The sequence below is a fragment of the Pseudomonas sp. NPDC087029 genome (genome assembly GCF_044745345.1).
In the GTDB taxonomy this organism is placed as follows: Bacteria; Pseudomonadota; Gammaproteobacteria; order Pseudomonadales; family Pseudomonadaceae; genus Aquipseudomonas; species Aquipseudomonas faucium.
The window spans coordinates 100,912-119,614 of the sequence record NZ_JBIVAB010000015.1 but is presented as its reverse complement, the minus strand read 5'-3'; the positions used below and the strand labels follow the sequence as shown (position 1 = coordinate 119,614).

Here is an 18,703-nt window from a genome sequence, read left to right as displayed (position 1 = left end):
CCGGAAGAGGGATGGTCATGCAGATTCGATTCGTTGTGGTGCCCGCCGTACCCCGCCAGAAGGAGGTATTTCCGCGACGCATCGGCTTTCCCAGCGTGCTGGGGGAGGGGTATGACCTGTATGACACGCAGGACAAGGTTCGCCTGAGCCTGAATTTTCCGACGCGCGCTGAAGCGGAGTTCGACTGTGCATGCCGCAATGGTTGCCAGGATGCCAATGAGGCAAGTGTCGTGGGGAGTGTTTGAGGGTTGGCAGGAGATCGTTTGTGTTGGTGAGATCGCGCGCCGCCCGCGCGGCGCATCGCGGATAAATCCGCTCCTACATTTGTTGCAACGTGCCACGGTCTGTCAGGCCATGGTTGTCCGCTTTTAGCGCCCGCCGAGAAATCGCGTCGTGCCCCCAAGGCTGACAACCATGGCCTATCAGGCATAGGTACGTTGCAACAAATGTAGGAGCGGATTTATCCGCGATGCGCCGCGCGGGCGGCGCGCGATCTCATGGGCCCCATTCATCCCATGACGGCCACTGGGCCATCACACCCAAACCGCATCCCAATGCGGATAATCTCCCACCTTCTCCACCAACCCAGCTCTCAAGGGATTGGCAATGATGTATCTGGCGGCCATCACCACATCCTCTTCCCGGCGCAAGGCGCGATCGTGATAGCCAGCTTGCCAAACGGGAACAGATCGGCACCCGGCTTTGCGCAACATATGGCTTGATCGAGCCTTGAAGCGGCGCATCAAGTTACTCAGCGTTTCATCCTTCAGCGCGATCAGCCAATGAACATGGTCAGGCATAACTACCCAGGCCAGTGACTGGCAGCTGTTTTCTTGGTCAGCCTGGCGAAGGTGCCTTATCACTGTCCGGGCATGTTGGAAATCCAGGAACAAGGGACGGCGTTGTTGGGTGACGGTGGTAAGCAGGTAGATTCGGCCGGGTTCAGAGCATCTGCCGCGACGGAGCAGACAACCTTTGGGGCTGGGCATGTGATCATCCGTGAATGGGGTGTTCTGGACAGCCTAGCGGTGGTGATTTTTCGGGGAGCAAGGTTCTTTTGCAGGATGTGAGGCCAGGTGTTCGGGGTTAGAGATTTTGCGCCCATGCGATCGCGCGGCCTTTGTAGGAGCGGATTCATCCGCGATGAGGCCAGCCCAGCCAACACAAATCCCAACGCAATGGAACTGCCCCAACCCCACCCGAGTCGCATCCTTTAACCCCCGCAAAAAAAGGATGTCGGCAATGAAAACCATCACTCGACTGTTCACCGGCCTCGCCCTGGTCGGCGCACTGGGCGCTTCTGCAGCCTGGGCCGATCAACCCGGCGCCGACTGGACCGTGACCAAGGACCAGGCCGAAGCCACGCTCAAGGGCGCCGGCTACACCCAGATCACCAAGATCGAAGCCGATGACGGCCATTGGGAAGGGGAAGGCATGAAGGCGGACGGCAAACGCTACGAATTCCACGTCGACCCGCACACCGGCGCCATCACCAAAGACGAGCTGGATAACTGACCCGCTGCGCCGTTCGCCCAGCCCGAATTCAGACCGGGCGAACGGCGCGGTGCTCACACCGCCTGTGCGTGCGGCACCTGCACCGTGGTCTTGTTCAGGTCACCGCCCACCTGCTCCTGAACCTTGGACACGATGTACGCCCCGATCGGTATCGCCGAGGTCGCCGCCGGCGACGGTGCATTGCACACGTTCACGCTGCGCGCCGTGTTCACGAACAGGAAGTCGTCGATCAGCTTGCCTTCGTTGGACACTGCCTGCGCCCGCACCCCGGCCGGGTAGGGCTTCAAGTCTGCCTTGGTCAGGCTCGGGCAGTACTTCTGCACGGTCTTGAGGTAGGCGCCCTTGAGCAGCGAATTCTTCATCTCGATCAGCCCCGGGCGCAGGTTGTCGCGCAGCACTTTGCGGATGCCGCGGTGGCCAAGCATGCTGCCCAGGTCGCTCAAGGAGATGTCGGACTTGCGATAACCCTCGCGCTTCATCGCCAGCACCGCGTTCGGCCCGACCGTGACCGTGCCGTCGATCATCCGCGTCAGGTGCACGCCCAAAAACGGCATCGACGGGTCGGGGATCGGGTAGATCAGGTGGTTGACGATCTGGTTGTGCTGCGGCGGCAGCAGGTAGTACTCGCCCCGGAACGGGCAGATGGTGAAGCTCGGCTGCACGCCGAGCATGCGCACGATGCGGTCGGCCATCAGCCCCGAGCACGACACCAGGTAGCGGGTGCTGTAGGTGCCGCGGTTGCTGCTGACGACGATCGAGTCGGCGCGCTCGACCAGGCCGGTGACCTCGGTGTCGAACTGCACCGTGCCGCCTTTGTTCTGGAATTCCTTGCTCATCTGCGCGGTTACGGCGGCATAGTTCACGATGCCGCTGGAGGGCACGAAGATGCCGCCCAAACCGACGATATTGGGCTCGCGCTCGCGCAGTTCGCCAGCCGACAGCCAGTGACGCTCCAGGCCATTGGCCGCGGTGCGCTCCCACAGCGCGCGCATGCGCTCCATTTCCAGCTCGTTGGTGGCGACCAGCAGCTTGCCGCACTCGTCGTAGGCGATGCCGTGCTCATCGCAGAAGCGTTTGGTGGCCTTGTTGCCCTCCAGGCAGAACTTCGCCTTCAGGCTGCCGGGCGTGTAGTAGACGCCGGCGTGGATCACGCCACTGTTATGGCCAGTCTGGTGCTGCGCCGGGCCGCTTTCCTTTTCCAGCAGCAGCATGCGTGCGTGCGGGTACTGGTCGGCCAGTTGCATCGCCGTCGACATGCCGACGATGCCGCCCCCGATGATCACGAAATCGTACATGGGTGTGTTCCTTGAGGCTGGCCCCGGCGCTTGCACGCCGAGGCCAGCTGGCACGTTAGTTGGAGGTCTGGCCGCGGTGGTGTTCCATTTTCGGGAAGCTGAAGTAGCCACGCTGGCGCATCAGTTCGCGGCGCAGGCCCGGGTGGGCGACGAAGCGGTCACGGCCATGCAGCCAGAACAGGTTGTTGATCAGCAGGAACGAGCCGACCGCCACCGGGATCGACACCTTGCTCACGCTGTTCTCCAGCGATTCGCCCAGCTGGAACAGCCAGGTGCCTTCCTCGAAGTTGTCCGGCTGCACGAACTGGTCGATGTAGCGCATGGTCGGGCGGCCCACCGCGTCGGTGTCGAACACCGCGTGGAACACGTCCTCGCGGGTGTTCTTGCTCGGCGGTGCGGTCCAGCGCATCACGCGGCGCGCCAGCGGGTGCTTGTAGAAGGTGTCCAGCTCAGCCCAGTCGTCCAGGTGCTGCAGCAGCGAGTTGCCACCCTCCATGTTCTGCTCGTCGATCTTCATCATCAGCACGTAGTCGGTGATCTGGTTGACGAAGGTGCCGTCGTTGTGCAGCTCCATCACCCGGTGTGGCTGGCGCAGGTAGCTGTCGGAGTTGTCGATGTTCTCGACCACGAAGCGCGCATAGAACTGGCCGCTCATGGCATCGAAGTTGGAACGGCCCAGCAGGTGCGCCACGGCGGTGGAGAGCTTCACCATGTCTTCGGCCTGGGCAACGCTGTCCAGGCCCTCGGGCACCACCAGCAGGCCGCCGGTGCCGCGGTCGAGCAGGGTGTTGACGATGACCGGGCGCAGGGTGCCCTGGCAGATGTCATCGAGGATCTTGCCCACCTGGAAGCGCAGGAACGACTTGTACTCCAGCGCCTGCACCGGCCACTGGGCGACTGCCGCGACGAAGGCCTCGACGGTCTGCTTGCTGAAACGCAGCTCCAGCAGGCGGTCGGACTGCGGCGTCGATTGCAGGGTGAAACCGTGCAGCAGGGCAGGTTGCTCGAGGGCGGGCATATCGATGCGGGTGATGGCGTTCATGGCGGCTCCTGGGGATCAACTGGTCAAGTGATGGCGCCAAAATATCGCTGAAAATTCAAAATGTCTACATTTTAGTAAAACGTAATAATTAAATGTTTTTGTTAACGTTCTGCGTTGCCTGGTCGAGTTCGGTATGATAGGCGCGCCTTGCAAGAGAGCCCTGTGGATGGACCTGACCGATCTCGCTGAAACCACCTCCGATGCTGCCTATGCGCGCTTGAAGAGCGACATTCTCCGTGGCGCCTACCGCCCCGGCGAAAAGCTGCTGATGAGCGCCCTCAAAGACCGCTATGCCGTCGGCGTCGGGCCGATGCGCGAGGTGCTGGCGCGGCTGGTGGGCGAGCGGCTGGTCAGCGCCATCAACCAGAAGGGCTACCGGGTGGCGACCATGTCGCTGGACGAGATGGTCGATGTCTACAAGGCCCGTGCCCACCTGGAGGCGCTGATCGTCGGCCTGGCGGTGGAGAAGGGCGACGAAGCCTGGGAGGCGTCCATCGTGGCCACCTCGCACACGCTGTCGAAGGTGGTCGAGCTGCACACCCCGCAGGAAATGGTCGATGTCTGGGATGCCCGGCACAAGGCCTTCCACAACGCCATCGCCAGTGGTTGCGGGTCCAAGAGCCTGCTGCAGGCGCGGGCCTTTCTCCAGGACCAGGCCGAGCGCTACCGGCAGATCTGGCTCAAGCGCACGGTGCTGTCGGAAGAAGCCCTGCGCCTCAAGCGCGAGGAGCATGCCGAACTGGTCGGCACCATCCTCGGGCGCGATGCGGCCAAGGCCAGCAAGATGATGCTGGAGCACCTGATGACCCCGGTGCCGATCATCACCCGCATCATCGAGCGTGAAGCCGACATTCTCTAACCACGCCGCTATCACCCCCTCATTGCCCTGATGTCGCGAGCGCCGGAATGCACCCGGCGCTCGCGATCGTGTGTCCGCGTCGCTTGACTCGTGAAATTTTTCATGTATTTTTTCATGAAAAATAAGTCCAATAATTTCACGGTGGTGCTGAGCGATGACGATGCACGAAGAGGTCGAAGCCCTGGCGATCCTCATTCACGACTTGCGCAAGTTCAAGAACCTGACGCTGGGCGAGCTGGCCGAGCGCGTCGATCGTTCGGTGGGGTTTCTGTCCCAGGTCGAGCGGGGCGTGTCGCGCCCCACCGTGGCCGACCTGACCGCCATCAGCGAAACGCTCGGTGTTTCCACCGCGTACTTCTACAACCTGAGCAAGCCGCGTGAAGTCAGCTGGGTCACCCGCCCCCACGAGCGGCGCACCTTGTACCTGGCCTCGGGCATCACCGACGTGCTGGCCTCGCCGACCATCGCGGGCGCCTTTTCCATGCTCGACAGCCGCCTGGAGCCAGGCGCGACCAGTGGCGAGCAGTACCTGAGCGACCGCTCCGAGCAGGGCTGCTTCGTCCTCGAGGGCGAACTGACGGTGTGGCTCGACGATGGCGAGCCGGTGACCCTGCAGGCCAACGACAGCTTCCAGCTCAACCCCCACGCGCATTTCCGTTACGCCAACCTGACGGACAAGCTGACCCGCGTGCTCTGGGTATTCAATTGAATTCGTTCACATAACAAGGATAAGAAGATGAGTGTCATCTTTGCGGATCTGTTGACTGAAGTACGTGCCTTTCGCGCCAAATACCCGCAGGTGCGTTACGTCGACCTGATTGCACTGGACATCCCCGGGCACTTCTATGGCAAGCGCTACCCCATGGACATGCTCGAGAAGGTCGCCGCCGGCACCCCGCTGAAGCTGCCGCAGAACTGCGTGCTGCTCGGCACCCAGGGCGGCCTGTACCCGATTGGCGACTACTGCTTTGCCGACGGCGACCCGGATGCCCCGCGGCGCCTGGTGCCGGGCACCCTGAAGCCGGTGCGCTGGGAGCAGGAAGTGATCGCGCAGATGCTGATCACCTCCGATGGCACCGCCAAGCCCATCGAATTCGAACCGCGCGAAGTGCTGGCGCGGGTGATCGAGCGCCTTGCCAAGCGTGGCATCCGCCCGGTGGTGGCGTTCGAGCTTGAGTTCTACCTGTTCGACCGCACGCTCAAGGACGGCCTGCCGCAGTTCCCGCGCGATGCTGCCACCGAGGATCAGGACGACCAGCCGAACATGCACATCGAGCGGCTCTCGCGCTTCTCGTCGGTGCTCCACGAGATGGTCGATGTGGCCAACGAGCAGGGCGTGCCGGCCAACGTGATCACCGCCGAGCTTGGCCCGGGCCAGTTCGAAATCAACTTCTCCCACTGCGACGATCCGCTCAGTGCGGCGGACTGGTCGGCGCTGTTCTGCCGCAGCACCCGCGGCGTGGCGATGAAGCATGGCCACCGCGCCAGCTTCATGAGCAAGCCTTACCTGGACGCCCCGGGCAGCGGCATGCACGTGCATGTGAGCCTGTACGACAACGACGGCAACAACCTCCTGGCGGGCCGCGAGCAGCGCAACCTGCGCCATGCCGTGGCCGGTTGCCTGGAGCTGCTGCCGCACTGCATGCCGATCTTCGCCCCCAACCACAACGCCTACCGCCGCTACGGCGCCATGGTCAACGCCGCCAGCCGCGCCAGCTGGGGCTTCGAAGACCGCGATGCGTGCATTCGCATCCCCGAGTCCGACCCGCGCAACCTGCGCATCGAACACCGCCTGGCCGGCGCCGATGCCAACCCGTACCTGGTGCTGGCGGCGATCTTGACCGGCATGGAGCACGGCCTGGAGCGTGGCGTGGAGCCCATCGCCCCGCTCAACGACAACCGCCAGAGCGGCATCGACTTCCCCAAGGATGCCCTGAGCGCAGTGGCCGCCATGCGCCACCACCCGGTGGTCAACCAAGGCCTGGGCAGTGAGTTCGTGATGGTCTATTGCGAGAACAAGCGCCAGGAACAGCTGGATTTTCTGAATGAAATCAATGCACGCGAGTACCGCTGGTTCCTGTGACCCGCGCTGCACCTTCCAACCACAAGTTTGACCCTGACTTGCAAGAGTGATTTGCCGGAGGATTGATATGCCACGTGTGCCTGTTATCGGCATTACTGCATGCACCAGCATGATTGAGCAGCATGCAACCCAGACGATCAGCGAAAAGTACGCACGCGCTGCCGCCAATGCGGCCTGTGGCCTGCCCATCGTGATTCCCAGTCTCGCTGAGTTGATGGATACCGCCGACATACTCGACACGGTGGATGGCCTGATCTTCACCGGCTCGCCGTCCAATATCGAACCGTTGCACTACAACGGCCCGGCCAGTGCGCCAGGCACCCATCACGACCGCCTGCGCGATGCCACGACCTTGCCGCTGATGCGTGCGGCGATCGCCGCCGGTGTGCCGGTGTTCGGCATCTGCCGGGGCTTTCAGGAGATGAACGTGGCGCTGGGCGGCACCCTGCACCAGAAGGTGCATGAAACCGGCACGTTCATGGACCACCGTGAAGGCAAGGACGAGCCCCTGGCCCAGCAATACGGCCCGCGCCACAAGATGCACATCCAGCCCGGCGGGCTGATGGACCGCATGGGCATACCGGCGCTCATCGACGTCAACTCCATCCATGGCCAGGGCATCGATGTGCTGGCGCCCGGGCTGCGCGTGGAAGCCATTGCCCCGGACGGCCTGGTGGAAGCGATTTCGGTCGAGCACGCCAAGAGCTTCGCCCTGGCCGTGCAATGGCACCCGGAGTTCCAGGTCATGGACAACCCGCATTACCTGAAGATGTTCCAGGCGTTCGGCAAAGCCTGCCGGCAACGCTCGGTGTTGCGCCAACTGATGTTGAAGACCGCCTGAATAGACAACAGACATTTCCCGCAGCCCGGCTGCTCGACTTGATGGAGAGAGAACAATGACTGACAAGCACTCGCAGACCCTGGCCTGGCAGGCCATGAGCCGTGACCATCACCTGGCACCGTTCAGCGATGTCAAGCAACTGGCCGAGAAGGGCCCGCGCATCATCACCTCGGCCAAGGGCGTGTACCTCTGGGACAGCGAAGGCAACAAGATCCTCGATGGCATGGCCGGCCTGTGGTGCGTGGCGGTTGGCTATGGCCGCGACGAGCTGGCCGAGGTGGCCAGCAAGCAGATGAAGGAACTGCCGTACTACAACCTGTTCTTCCAGACCGCCCACCCGCCGGCGCTGGAGCTGGCCAAGGCGATTGCCGACGTGGCCCCGCAGGGCATGAACCACGTGTTCTTCACCGGCTCCGGCTCCGAAGGCAACGACACCGTGCTGCGCATGGTCCGCCACTACTGGGCGCTCAAGGGCCAGAAGGACAAGAAGGTCATCATCGGCCGCATCAACGGCTACCACGGCTCCACCGTGGCCGGTGCAGGCCTGGGCGGCATGAGCGGCATGCACGAGCAGGGCGGCCAGCTGCCGGACATCGTGCACATCCCGCAGCCGTACTGGTTCGGTGAAGGCGGCGAGATGACCGAGGCCGATTTCGGCGTATGGGCAGCCGAGCAGCTGGAGAAGAAGATCCTGGAAGTGGGCGAGGACAAGGTCGCGGCCTTCATCGCCGAGCCGATCCAGGGCGCCGGCGGCGTGATCATCCCGCCGCAGACCTACTGGCCGAAGGTCAAGGAGATCCTCGCCAAGTACGACATCCTGTTCGTCGCCGACGAAGTGATCTGCGGTTTCGGCCGTACCGGCGAGTGGTTCGGCACCGACTACTACGGTCTCAAGCCCGACCTGATGACCATCGCCAAGGGCCTCACCTCCGGCTACATCCCCATGGGCGGCGTGATCGTGCGTGACAGCGTGGCCAAGGTGATCAGCGAAGGCGGCGACTTCAACCACGGCTTCACCTATTCCGGCCACCCGGTGGCGGCGGCGGTGGGCCTGGAGAACCTGCGCATCCTGCGCGAGGAAAAGGTCATCGAGCAGGTTCACGAAAAAACCGCACCCTACCTGCAGCAGCGCCTGCGCGAGCTGGCCGACCACCCGCTGGTGGGCGAAGTGCGCGGCCTGGGCATGCTCGGCGCGATCGAGCTGGTGCAAGACAAGGCCACCCGCGCCCGCTACCAGGGCAAGGGCGTGGGCATGATCTGCCGCCAGCACTGCTTCGACAACGGCCTGATCATGCGCGCCGTGGGCGACACCATGATCATCGCGCCGCCCCTGGTGATCAGCCTCGAAGAGATCGACGAGCTGGTGGAAAAGGCCCGCAAGTGCCTGGACCTGACCTACCAGGCGCTCCAGTAAGGCCATGGCACCTCGGCAGGGCGCCAAACCCTGCCGCGGTGCCCGCCGGGCATGCGCTTGATTTGTGGAATTATTCAGGTATTTTCCATGCCAATAATTTCGCAACCTCTGGCCGCGCTCGATCATGGTTCACGAAGAAATCGAACAACTGGCAACCCTGCTTCGCGACCTGCGCAAGTTCAAAGGCCTGACCCTCGGTGAGTTGGCCCAACGCATCGGCCGTTCGGTGGGCTTTCTGTCCCAGGTCGAACGCGGCGTCTCGCGCCCGACCGTGGCGGACCTGACCGCCATCAGCGAAGCGCTCGGCGTGTCCACCGCCTACTTCTACAACCTGGAAAAGCCCCGCGAGCTGGACTGGGTAACCCGCCCCCACGAGCGGCGCACGCTGCACCTTGCCGGCGGCATCACCGATGTGCTGGTTTCGCCCACCATCACCGGTGGTTTCTCCATGCTCGACAGCCACCTCGAACCCGGCGCCACCAGCGGCGAGGAGTTTCTCAATGACAGCTCCGAGCAGGGCTGCTTCGTGCTCGAAGGTGAGCTCACGGTGTGGCTGGACGAAGGCGAGCCGGTGACGCTGCGCGCCAATGACAGCTTTCAGCTGCAATCCCACGCCAGCTTTCGCTACGCCAACCTCACCGACAAACCTACCCGCGTGCTCTGGGTGTTCAACTGAGCCGCCACCTGCCTGAGTAAGAAAAGCGCAGCCCAGGCTGCGCAAAGTACCCTCGCCGATCCCCGATCAAGCGGCGCGTTGCTCACCCTTGAGCACTTTCTTCTGCGCTTGCATGGTCTGCCCCAATTCCTCCAGCAGGTCTTTGCCCAGCAATGTCTTGGCCGTGGGGAACAACGCGTCTTCTTCTTCCTCGATGTGGTGCTCGAGCAGCTCCTTCAGCACTTTGACCCGGCCGGCGAATTCGAGGGTGCCGGTATCGGTGTGCAGCAGGTCAGGCAGCACCAGCGAGTCGACGGTGCGGTGTTCTTCCTTGGCCTCGTAATACATCTTCGCTTCCTCTTTGCCACCGGCCTGCTTGATGGCCGGGTAGAGGATCTGTTCTTCGAGTGCAGTGTGCACTTGCAGCTCCTGTTCGATGCGATGGAGCAGTTCGGCGCGCCGTTTGACCGCACGCTCGGTGGTGGAAGACAGTTCTTCGAGCAGCTTCTTGACCAGTTTGTGGTCCTGGATCAGGAGTTCGATGGCGTTCATGGGCAACCTCTTCGCGGATGGTGAACCCGGGCTCTCCTGGATGGGAGCCCGCCTTGTGCAGCAGAGCCGAGCGGCAGTGCCGTTCACAGAATGGGTTTGCCTCCCGTCACGGCATACCGCGAGCCTGAGATGTAGCTGGCCTCGTCCGAGCCCAGCAACACATAGATCGGGGCGACCTCCACCGGCTGCCCCGGCCGCCCCATCGGGTAGCCCGAGCCAAAGTTCTTCACCGCCTCGTCGGGCATGGTGGCCGGAATCAACGGCGTCCAGATCGGGCCAGGCGCCACGCTGTTGACCCGGATGCCCTTGTCTGCCAGCAACTGCGCCAGCCCGGCGGTGAAGTTGGCGATGGCGCCTTTGGTGGTGGCATAGGCCAGCAGCTTGGGCGAAGGGTCATCGGAGTTGACCGAGCTGGTGTTGATGATCGAGCTGCCCTTGGGCATCGACGGCAAGGCCCGCTTGCAGATTCGAAAGATGGCGGTGATGTTGACGTCGAAGGTCATCAGCCACTCGTCATCGTCGATCTCGTCAAGGCTTTCATGGGCCATCTGGAACGCCGCGTTGTTGACCAGGATGTCGATGCGCCCGAACTTCGCCACGGTCTGGTCGACGATGGCATGGCAGTGCTGTTTCTGCGCCAGGTCGCCGGGCAGCAGCAGGCATTGCCGACCGGCGGCTTCGACCCAGCGTGCGGTTTCCTGGGCGTCTTCGTGCTCATCCAGGTAGGCAATCGCCACATCCGCGCCTTCGCGGGCGTAGGCGATGGCGACGGCGCGGCCGATGCCGCTGTCGCCCCCTGTGATCAGCGCGATCTTGCCTTGCAGCCGGCCGTGGCCGGTGTAGCTCTGCTCGCCGCAGTCCGGGTAGGGCTCCATCTTGCGCTGTGAGCCGGGGACGCTTTGCGGCTGTGAAGGGAAGGGCGGGGTCGGGTAGTCACGCATGGTGCAAGCTCCTGCAGTCGAGAACACATACCTGTTCGAACGGGGCGCGCCGCCAGTGTTGGACGCGATCGCGGCTCGATACGACGGGCGGTGGTGGCCGGGCCCGGCTAACGCCGCTTGCGCTGTGCCTCGGTGATGAGAAAGCCGGCAACGAAGCCCAGTAGCGCAGCCCCCGCCAGGATCACGTAGCCGTTGTTCAGGCGCCTCCAGACGGCATTGGCGGGTGGCTGCGGTTCAGGCACCGCCACCGCAGGCGGCATGGCTTGTGGCACAGGCGCGAAGGTCGCGCTGTCTTGCATGGGCGTAAGCTGCAGCGCTGTGCCGTCAACCAGCTTCAAGGCCAGGCCTTCGATGGTGCCGGCCACGCGGTCCGCAAACACCGGTTCGCCCTCGGCATCGAGGCTGTCGTAGATGAACCGGGTGCCTTCCAGCCAGCCCACCGCCGTCAACAGCTCCGGGCCAAGGTAGTACTTGCCGTCCTGGAAGAACCCCGGGAACTGATGGGCGCGCTCGACATTCTCCACGCAGTAGCGCTCGCCCCGTTTCATGCCTGTGGCTTGATCGATCATGGTGCAAACCCCTCTCGGTAACTGGTTGCTTCGGGCTACTGGAAGTCGCTGCCCAGGGTGCCGGACGCCGCGCCGGGCACGAGAATGACCTTGCGGCAGTCGTCCTGCTTCTGATCGAACAGCTTGTAGCCCAGGGCGGCTTCTTCCAGGGCCAGGCGGTGGGTGACGATCAGTTCCGGTTGCAGGCGCCCGTCCTCGATGTATTCGAGCAGCTCGGGCAGGTACTTGTGCACGTGGGTCTGGCCCATCTTGAAAGTCAGGCCCTTGTCGAACGCGTCACCGAACATGAAGGCGTGGATGAACCCGGCATATACGCCGGGAACGCTGACCACGCCGCCCCGGCGTACTGCGGCGATGCTCTGGCGCAACGCCTTGCCGCTGCTGCCCTCGATCTTCAACGCGGTCATTACCGTTTCCGCCGTGCTGCCCTTGGCCTCGAAGCCGACGGCGTCGATCACGGCGTCCACGCCGCGCATGCCTGGGGTCTGGCGGATGATGCTGTCGGCGGGGTCGTCATCCTGTTCGAAGTTGATCGGTAGCACGCCGTAGGCTTGCTGGGCGTAGGCCAGGCGGTAGTCATTGTCGTCCACCATGAAGATGGCCTGGGCGCCGAGCATTCGTGCGCAGGCGGCGCTCAGCAAGCCGACCGGGCCGGCGCCATAGATCGCCACGGTAGAGCCCTGGCTGATCTGGGCATTGATGACCGCTTGCCAGGCAGTCGGCAGGATGTCGGAGAGAAACAGCACTTTGTCGTCGGCAAAGTGGGTAGGCACCTTGAACGGGCCGATATTGGCCTTGGGCACCCTCACGTAATCGGCCTGGCCACCAGGGATGCCGCCATAGAGATGGCTGTAGCCGAACAAGGCGGCCCCCGGCGGTATGCCTTTGCGGTTGATGATCGAGCCGCGGCCGGTGTTGGTGGTTTCACAGGCGGCAAACAGGTCGTGCTGGCAGAAAAAGCAACTGCCGCAGGCAATGACGAAGGGGATCACCACCCGGTCGCCGACCTGTAGCCCGGTAACGGCGCTGCCGATGTCCTCGACAATGCCCATGAACTCGTGGCCGAAGATATCGCCGGGTTCCGTTGCCGGAATCTTGCCCCGGTACAGGTGCAAGTCCGAGCCGCAGATGGCGGTGGCGGTCACCCTCAGGATGATGTCGTCCGCTTCCTGAATGCTGGGATCAGGGACGGTATCGACTCTGACATCGTTGGCTCCGTGGTAGGTCAGTGCTCTCATGGCGGGCAACTCCTGCGAACGTAGGAAGGCAAGGTGTATGCAGGTGAAGCCAGGGGCGGTGGCAAAGTTCAGAGGAAACTGTTCAGTGGCGCCCACTTGGGCAACGCCAGGGCCGATCTTGGCCTAGAGTTAGCGGCACGGCAGCTGGCGCAATGAAATTATCCTGCGCGCGCCACAACTATTTCCTACGGCGGATGTCATTTTCCGAAGCTGGCTTCCTTATCGGGAGCCAAACCGGCCTTTTTCAGGAGCGAAGCGCACATGGCAGCACTGCAGAACAGCACGTTGGACGCGATTGTCGGCAATCAGGCGCAGTTGCTGGGGGAGTGGCTCGCGGCGCTGGAAGCCAACGGCGCGGCACGCAATATTCGCGAGCAGGACCTGCGCCAGGAAACCCGCGACTTCCTGCAACTGGTGGTGGACGGCCTGCGCAAGGGCAGCGGCAACCAGGTGGGGGCCGAGGGCTGGGAAGAAACCCGCCACTTCCTCGAGAAACTCTCGGCCAGCCGTGCCCAGATCGGCCAGGAATCGCACCAGACCGCCTATTTCATCTTTGCCCTCAAGGGCCCGCTGTTCACCCTGCTGCAAGCCCACTACCGCGAACAACCGGCGCTGCTGGCCGAGCAGCTGTGGGAAATCTCGCAACTGCTGGACGCCTTCGGCCTGCACACCATCCGCACCTACCAGAAAAACCGCGAGGCGGTGATCAAGCGCCAGCAAGAAGAGCTGCTGGAGCTGTCCACCCCGGTGGTCAAGCTGTGGGAGGGCGTACTGGCCTTGCCGTTGATCGGCACCCTCGACTCGCAGCGCAGCCAGACGGTGATGGAGTCGCTGCTGCAGCGCATCGTCGACACCGGCTCCGAGATCGCCATCATCGACATCACCGGCGTGCCCACGGTCGACACCCTGGTCGCCCAGCACCTGCTCAAGACCGTGACCGCCATCCGCCTGATGGGCGCCGACTGCATCATCAGCGGCGTGCGCCCGCAGATCGCCCAGACCATCGTGCACCTGGGCCTGGACCTGGGCACCCTGACCACCAAATCCAACCTGGCCGACGCCCTGAAGCTTGCGCTCGCACGCTTGGGCACGGCCACTGGCGAGAAGGTGTGAAACGATGGAGCGCATTCCCATTCTGCAAATGGGCGAGTTCCTGCTGGTGACCATCCAGGTCGACATGCATGACCAGCTGGCGCTGCGCCTGCAGGACGACCTCACCGACCGTATCGACCACACCTCGGCGCGTGGCGTGCTGATCGACATCTCCGCGCTGGACATGGTCGATTCGTTCATCGGCCGCATGATCGCCAGCATCTCAGGCCTGTCGCGGATCATGGACGCCGAAACGGTGCTGGTCGGCATGCAGCCGGCGGTGGCGATCACCCTGGTGGAGCTGGGCCTGACCCTGCCCGGGGTGAGCACGGCGCTCAACGTCGACCGTGGCATGCACCTGCTGCGCCAGCGAGTGGGCCGCCCATGACCACTCGCCAAAGCGGCAGCCAACCGGTGCGCATCGAGCAGGACGTGGTACTGGCCCGCCAACTGGCGCGCAAGGTCGCCAGCGACTGCGGCATGCGCCTGGTCGATTTGACCAAGCTGGTCACGGCCGTCAGTGAACTGGCCCGCAACACCGTGGTGTATGGCGGCGGCGGGGACATGGACTGGGAAGTCATCGAAGAGGCCGGGCGGGTCGGCCTGCGCCTGGTGTTTCGCGACGAAGGGCCGGGCATCGCCGACGTCAAGCTGGCCCTCACCGACGGCTGGACCTCGGGTGGCGGCCTGGGCCTGGGCCTGACCGGCGCACGCCGGCTGGTCGATGAATTCGAACTGGACACAGCGCCCGGGCAAGGTACCCGGGTAACGATCACCCGATGGACGTGAACCTCAGCGCGAGCCTGACCCAGGTGTTGCGCCTGGACGATGCCAGCCAGGTCGGCCACGCCCGCCGGGTGGTGCAAAAGCTTGCCGAACAGCACGGCTTTGCCGCCAACGACGCCGGCCGCGCCGCCATCGTCGCCACCGAACTGTCGAGCAATGTGCTCAAGCACGCCGAACAGGGCGAGCTGCATGTGCGGGTGCTCGCCCATGGCGAGCATCACGGCCTGGAGCTGGTGGCGGTGGACCGCGCCAAGGGCTTCGACCTGCACAGTTGCCTGGTCGATGGCTATTCCACCGGCGGCACCCAGGGCATCGGCCTGGGCGCGGTCAGCCGCCTGGCCCAGGTGTTCGACGTGCACGCCGATGGCAACGGCGCGGTGGTGCTGGCGCGCCTTTACCCGCAAGCGCACCCGGCGCGCGACCTGCGCATCGGCGTGAGCCACCATTCGCTGCACGACGCCCCGGCCTGCGGTGATACCTGGCACGTGGCCCTCGGCGAGCAGCGCCTGAGCGCGCTGGTGATCGACGGCCTGGGGCATGGCGAGGAGGCCGAACGCGCCGCCAAGGCCGGCGCCCAGGCGTTCGTCCAGGGCCCGTTCAATGCCCCCGAGCTGCTGCTGGGTGACCTGCACCACGCCATGTCCGGCACCCGCGGCGGTGCCGTGGCCATCGCCCAGTACCAAGGGGCGGGCGACAAGCTGGCCTTCATCGGCATCGGCAATATCGGCGCCACCCTGGTCGGCGGCGAGCGCCCGCGCGGCCTGGCCTCGCACCCGGGCATCGTCGGCGGGCAATACCGCAAGGGCCAGGTGTTCGACTACGCTCACGTGAAGGGAAATCTGTTGATCATGTTCAGCGACGGCCTGCAGTCCCGTTGGAACCTTCAAGCCTACCCCGGCCTTGCCCACCGCCACCCGGCGGTGATCGCTGCGGTGTTGCATCGCGACTTCTGCCGAGGGCGGGACGACGTGACGGTGCTGGTCATCGACCTGGAGGCCGCGCATGGCTGAGCCAACCCCCACCCCCCGCAGCGAGCAAGAAGCTCTGCTGGCCCGCCTGCAGGCGGAAAACCAGGCCCTGCGCGCCGAACTCGAAGAAACCAACCAGGGCGTGCTGGCGCTGTATGCCGAGCTGGACACCCAGGCCGAGCAGCTGCGCCAGGCATCGGACCTGAAAAGCCGCTTCCTGTCGTACATGAGCCACGAGTTCCGCACGCCGCTGGGCTCGATCCTGAGCATCACCAGCCTGCTTTCCGACGAGGTGGACGGGCCGCTGGCCAAGGAGCAGCAACTGCAGGTGGCGTTCATCAGCACCGCCACCCGCGAGCTGAGCGACATGGTCGACGACCTGCTCGACCTGGCCAAGATCGAGGCCGGGCGCATCACCATTTCGCCGGCCTGGTTCGACATGCTCGATTTGTTCGCCGCCTTGCGCGGGATGTTCCGCCCGATCGTCGACGCCGGCACCGTGGACCTCATCTTCGAAGAGCCCGAGGGCTTGCCGCGGATGTTCACCGATGACAAGAAGCTGGCGCAGATTCTGCGCAACTTCATCTCCAACGCCCTGAAATTCACCACCCGTGGCGAGGTGCGGGTGTCGGCGCAGTTGCACGGCAGCGATCAGATCCGTTTCGCCGTCAGTGACACCGGCATCGGCATTGCCCCGGAACTGCTGGGCGGGTTGTTCGAAGACTTCGCCCAGCTCGACTCGCCGCTGCAGAAACGCCTGCGTGGCACCGGCCTTGGCTTGTCGCTGTGCAAGCGTTTCGCCGCGCTGCTGGGGGGCGAAGTAGGCGTGGACAGTGCGCCCGGTGTGGGTTCGTCGTTCTTCGTCATCCTGCCGCTGGCGATTGCCCAGGAGGGTGCGGATGAAAACTGACGCGCGCCTGCTGATCGTCGACGACAACGCCGCCACGCGTTATGCACTGCGCCGCCGCCTGGCCCTGCACGGCTACCAGGTGCAGGAGGCGGGCACCGGGGGCGAGGGGCTAGCGCTGATTGGCAGCGAGCAGTTCGATGCGCTGATCCTCGACGTCAACCTGCCCGATATGAGCGGCTTCGACATCGTCCGGCTGCTGCGCGCACAGCCGGCCACCGTGTTGCTGCCGGTGATCCATGTCTCGGCGGCATCGATCCAGACCGGCGACATCATCACCGGCCTCGATGCCGGCGCCGATGCCTACCTGGTGCACCCGGTGGACCCGGATGTGCTGGTGGCCACCCTGCGGACTTTGCTGCGGGTGCGCGACACCGAGCGAGCGCTGCGCGAAAGCGAAGCCAACTTCCAGGAAATCTTCACCAACGTTTCTGCGCCGATCGCGGTCCTCGGCAGCGGGCTCAAGGTGCAGGAGTGCAACCACGCGTTCGCCCGGCTGATCCAGGACAACCGCAACCCCGACGCGCTGCAGCAGTGCTTTGCCGATGGCCAGCAGGCCAACCTTGCCGCCCTGCACCAGCACCTGGCCGAGGGCCGGCGCTGGCGCGGCACCCTGGCCATGACGGTGGGTGGCGAGCCACGGGATACCGAGTGGCAGCTGTCACCCTACCGGGCGCCGGGGCTGTGCCTGGTGTTCGTCGAAGACGTCACCGAGCACCGCCACCGCGAACGCTCGCACCTGGCCCGCCTGGACGATGCCAACCTGCAGCTGGCGCGGGAAATGGCCCATCGCGAACAGACCGAGGCGCAGCTGCTGCAACTGCAGAAGATGGACGCCCTGGGCAGCCTCACCGGCGGCATCGCCCATGACTTCAACAACCTGCTGACCGGCATCATCGCCAGCCTGGAGCTGATCAACAAACGCGTGGCGCAAAACCGCCTGGAGAAGGTGCCCAGCTATGCCGACGCCGCGCTCAGCTCCGCCATGAGCGCCGCCTCGCTGACCCACCGCCTGCTGGCCTTTGCCCGCCAGCAACCGCTGGACACCCGCCCGGTGGACATCAACGAGCGGGTACGTTCGCTGGAAGAGCTGATCACCCGCACCATCGGCGAGCGCATCGAACTCAAACTCGAGCTTTCCAGCGAGCCGACCATCGCCCTGGTCGACCCGATCCAGCTCGAAAGCGCGGTGCTCAACCTGGTGATCAACGCCCGCGATGCCTTGGCCAAGGGCGGGCACATCTGGGTCAACACCTCGGCCAGTTGGTCCCATGGCGACCCCAACCTGCAGGACGGCCCCTATGTCGCGGTGACGGTGCGCGACAATGGCAGCGGCATTGCGCCGGAGCTTTTGCAAAAGGTCTTCGACCCGTTCTTCACCACCAAGCCGGTGGGCCAGGGCACGGGGCTGGGGCTGTCGACCATCTACGGCTTCGCCCGCCAGTCGGGCGGCCATGTGGCCATCCGCAGCGTGCTCGGGCAGGGCACCGAAGTCACCCTGATGCTGCCGCGCAGCAGCCAGCAGGAAGTCAGCGAGGTGCGCAACCCGCAGCTCGGCCAGCAGGGCGCCGGCGAGCATGTGCTGGTGGTCGAGGACATGGCCTCGGTGCGCCTGTCGGTGGCCGAGGTGCTGATCGATGCCGGCTATCGCTGCACCCTGGCCGAAACCATCGAGCAGGCGCTCGACCACCTGCGCGAGGATGCCGGCATCCACCTGCTGCTGACCGATGTTGGGCTGCCGGGCATCAGCGGCCGGGAACTGGCCGACATGGCGCGCACCTACCGGCCCGGGCTGCCGGTGCTGCTGATGACCGGCTACGCCGAAACGGCGCTGGACCGCCAGGCGTTCCTCGACACTGGCATGGACCTGCTGATCAAACCGTTCCAGATCGCCGAGCTGCTCGACAAGGTGCGACGCACCCTGGGCCAGGCAGGCTAACTGGCTG

At 64.4% G+C, this 18,703-nt stretch carries 20 protein-coding genes and 1 pseudogene; 14 read left to right on the top strand and 7 right to left on the bottom strand.

The genetic code is table 11. The features are described 5' to 3' along the window. The first annotated feature begins 11 nt into the window (after positions 1-11). Positions 12-245, top strand: coding sequence for a hypothetical protein (locus ACIPG5_RS21120; protein WP_176517476.1), 234 nt, complete (start codon positions 12-14; stop codon positions 243-245). A gap of 288 nt (positions 246-533) precedes the next feature. On the opposite strand, the gene ACIPG5_RS21115 is transcribed toward ACIPG5_RS21120, so the two are convergent. Next, positions 534-989 (bottom strand): REP-associated tyrosine transposase, encoded by a 456-nt coding sequence (locus tag ACIPG5_RS21115; protein ID WP_236237217.1) that lies wholly within the window; start codon positions 987-989, stop codon positions 534-536. 253 nt (positions 990-1,242) lie between these two features. Here ACIPG5_RS21115 and ACIPG5_RS21110 point away from each other — a divergent pair, with 253 nt between their 5' ends. Then, positions 1,243-1,515, top strand: coding sequence for a PepSY domain-containing protein (locus ACIPG5_RS21110; RefSeq protein ID WP_176511463.1), 273 nt, complete (start codon positions 1,243-1,245; stop codon positions 1,513-1,515). 53 nt (positions 1,516-1,568) lie between these two features. On the opposite strand, the gene lhgO is transcribed toward ACIPG5_RS21110, so the two are convergent. Together lhgO and glaH are read right to left on the bottom strand one after the other, a co-directional pair. Further along, positions 1,569-2,810 carry an L-2-hydroxyglutarate oxidase gene (gene lhgO, locus ACIPG5_RS21105; RefSeq protein ID WP_176511464.1) on the bottom strand — a complete coding sequence of 414 codons (1,242 nt, stop codon included), beginning with the start codon at positions 2,808-2,810 and terminating at the stop codon, positions 1,569-1,571. A 55-nt stretch (positions 2,811-2,865) separates the two neighbouring features. Beyond that, positions 2,866-3,852, bottom strand: a complete 987-nt coding sequence (gene glaH / locus ACIPG5_RS21100; protein ID WP_401377879.1) for a glutarate dioxygenase GlaH — start codon at positions 3,850-3,852, stop codon at positions 2,866-2,868. A 166-nt stretch (positions 3,853-4,018) separates the two neighbouring features. On the opposite strand from glaH, the gene csiR reads away from it, so the two are divergent. From csiR to ACIPG5_RS21070, 6 genes are all read left to right on the top strand, one after another. Beyond that, a complete protein-coding gene (csiR, locus tag ACIPG5_RS21095) occupies positions 4,019-4,711 on the top strand; it encodes a DNA-binding transcriptional regulator CsiR (protein WP_176511466.1) in 693 nt (230 codons plus the stop codon). Positions 4,712-4,865: 154 nt separating this feature from the next. Beyond that, entirely contained in the window at positions 4,866-5,420 is a 555-nt protein-coding gene (locus tag ACIPG5_RS21090) for a helix-turn-helix domain-containing protein (protein ID WP_176511467.1), read from the top strand. 27 nt (positions 5,421-5,447) lie between these two features. Continuing rightward, a complete protein-coding gene (locus ACIPG5_RS21085; protein ID WP_401377875.1) occupies positions 5,448-6,794 on the top strand; it encodes a glutamine synthetase family protein in 1,347 nt (448 codons plus the stop codon). A gap of 67 nt (positions 6,795-6,861) precedes the next feature. Further along, positions 6,862-7,635 (top strand): gamma-glutamyl-gamma-aminobutyrate hydrolase family protein, encoded by a 774-nt coding sequence (locus tag ACIPG5_RS21080; RefSeq protein ID WP_176511469.1) that lies wholly within the window; start codon positions 6,862-6,864, stop codon positions 7,633-7,635. A gap of 55 nt (positions 7,636-7,690) precedes the next feature. Then, a complete protein-coding gene (locus ACIPG5_RS21075) occupies positions 7,691-9,049 on the top strand; it encodes an aspartate aminotransferase family protein (RefSeq protein WP_176511470.1) in 1,359 nt (452 codons plus the stop codon). A 121-nt stretch (positions 9,050-9,170) separates the two neighbouring features. After that, positions 9,171-9,725, top strand: a complete 555-nt coding sequence (locus tag ACIPG5_RS21070) for a helix-turn-helix domain-containing protein (protein WP_176511523.1) — start codon at positions 9,171-9,173, stop codon at positions 9,723-9,725. Between the two features lie 66 nt (positions 9,726-9,791). On the opposite strand, the gene ACIPG5_RS21065 is transcribed toward ACIPG5_RS21070, so the two are convergent. From ACIPG5_RS21065 to ACIPG5_RS21050, 4 genes and pseudogenes are all read right to left on the bottom strand, one after another. Beyond that, complete coding sequence (locus ACIPG5_RS21065) at positions 9,792-10,256, bottom strand: hemerythrin domain-containing protein (RefSeq protein ID WP_286913526.1); 465 nt, start codon at positions 10,254-10,256, stop codon at positions 9,792-9,794. 83 nt (positions 10,257-10,339) lie between these two features. After that, complete coding sequence (locus ACIPG5_RS21060; protein WP_236237213.1) at positions 10,340-11,197, bottom strand: SDR family oxidoreductase; 858 nt, start codon at positions 11,195-11,197, stop codon at positions 10,340-10,342. A 304-nt stretch (positions 11,198-11,501) separates the two neighbouring features. Continuing rightward, positions 11,502-11,766, bottom strand: a pseudogene (locus ACIPG5_RS21055) (short-chain dehydrogenase); the annotation flags it as partial. 35 nt (positions 11,767-11,801) lie between these two features. Then, positions 11,802-13,004: a zinc-dependent alcohol dehydrogenase gene (locus tag ACIPG5_RS21050; RefSeq protein ID WP_401377870.1), complete on the bottom strand. Its 1,203-nt coding sequence runs from the start codon at positions 13,002-13,004 to the stop codon at positions 11,802-11,804. A gap of 261 nt (positions 13,005-13,265) precedes the next feature. Between ACIPG5_RS21050 and ACIPG5_RS21045 the strand changes: the two genes are divergently transcribed. The 6 genes from ACIPG5_RS21045 to ACIPG5_RS21020 are packed head-to-tail and all read left to right on the top strand — an operon-like array spanning position 13,266 to position 18,696. Next, entirely contained in the window at positions 13,266-14,117 is an 852-nt protein-coding gene (locus ACIPG5_RS21045; RefSeq protein ID WP_314616810.1) for an STAS domain-containing protein, read from the top strand. A 4-nt stretch (positions 14,118-14,121) separates the two neighbouring features. Further along, positions 14,122-14,484: an STAS domain-containing protein gene (locus ACIPG5_RS21040; RefSeq protein WP_176511476.1), complete on the top strand. Its 363-nt coding sequence runs from the start codon at positions 14,122-14,124 to the stop codon at positions 14,482-14,484. Next, positions 14,481-14,885 (top strand): anti-sigma regulatory factor, encoded by a 405-nt coding sequence (locus tag ACIPG5_RS21035; protein ID WP_176511477.1) that lies wholly within the window; start codon positions 14,481-14,483, stop codon positions 14,883-14,885. The genes ACIPG5_RS21040 and ACIPG5_RS21035 overlap by 4 nt, the downstream gene beginning before the upstream one ends. After that, entirely contained in the window at positions 14,876-15,892 is a 1,017-nt protein-coding gene (locus ACIPG5_RS21030; protein WP_401377866.1) for an ATP-binding protein, read from the top strand. Before ACIPG5_RS21035 ends, ACIPG5_RS21030 begins: the two co-directional genes overlap by 10 nt. Beyond that, positions 15,885-16,760 (top strand): sensor histidine kinase, encoded by an 876-nt coding sequence (locus tag ACIPG5_RS21025; RefSeq protein ID WP_401377863.1) that lies wholly within the window; start codon positions 15,885-15,887, stop codon positions 16,758-16,760. Before ACIPG5_RS21030 ends, ACIPG5_RS21025 begins: the two co-directional genes overlap by 8 nt. Next, complete coding sequence (locus ACIPG5_RS21020) at positions 16,750-18,696, top strand: response regulator (RefSeq protein ID WP_401377860.1); 1,947 nt, start codon at positions 16,750-16,752, stop codon at positions 18,694-18,696. Before ACIPG5_RS21025 ends, ACIPG5_RS21020 begins: the two co-directional genes overlap by 11 nt. Positions 18,697-18,703 lie beyond the last annotated feature (7 nt).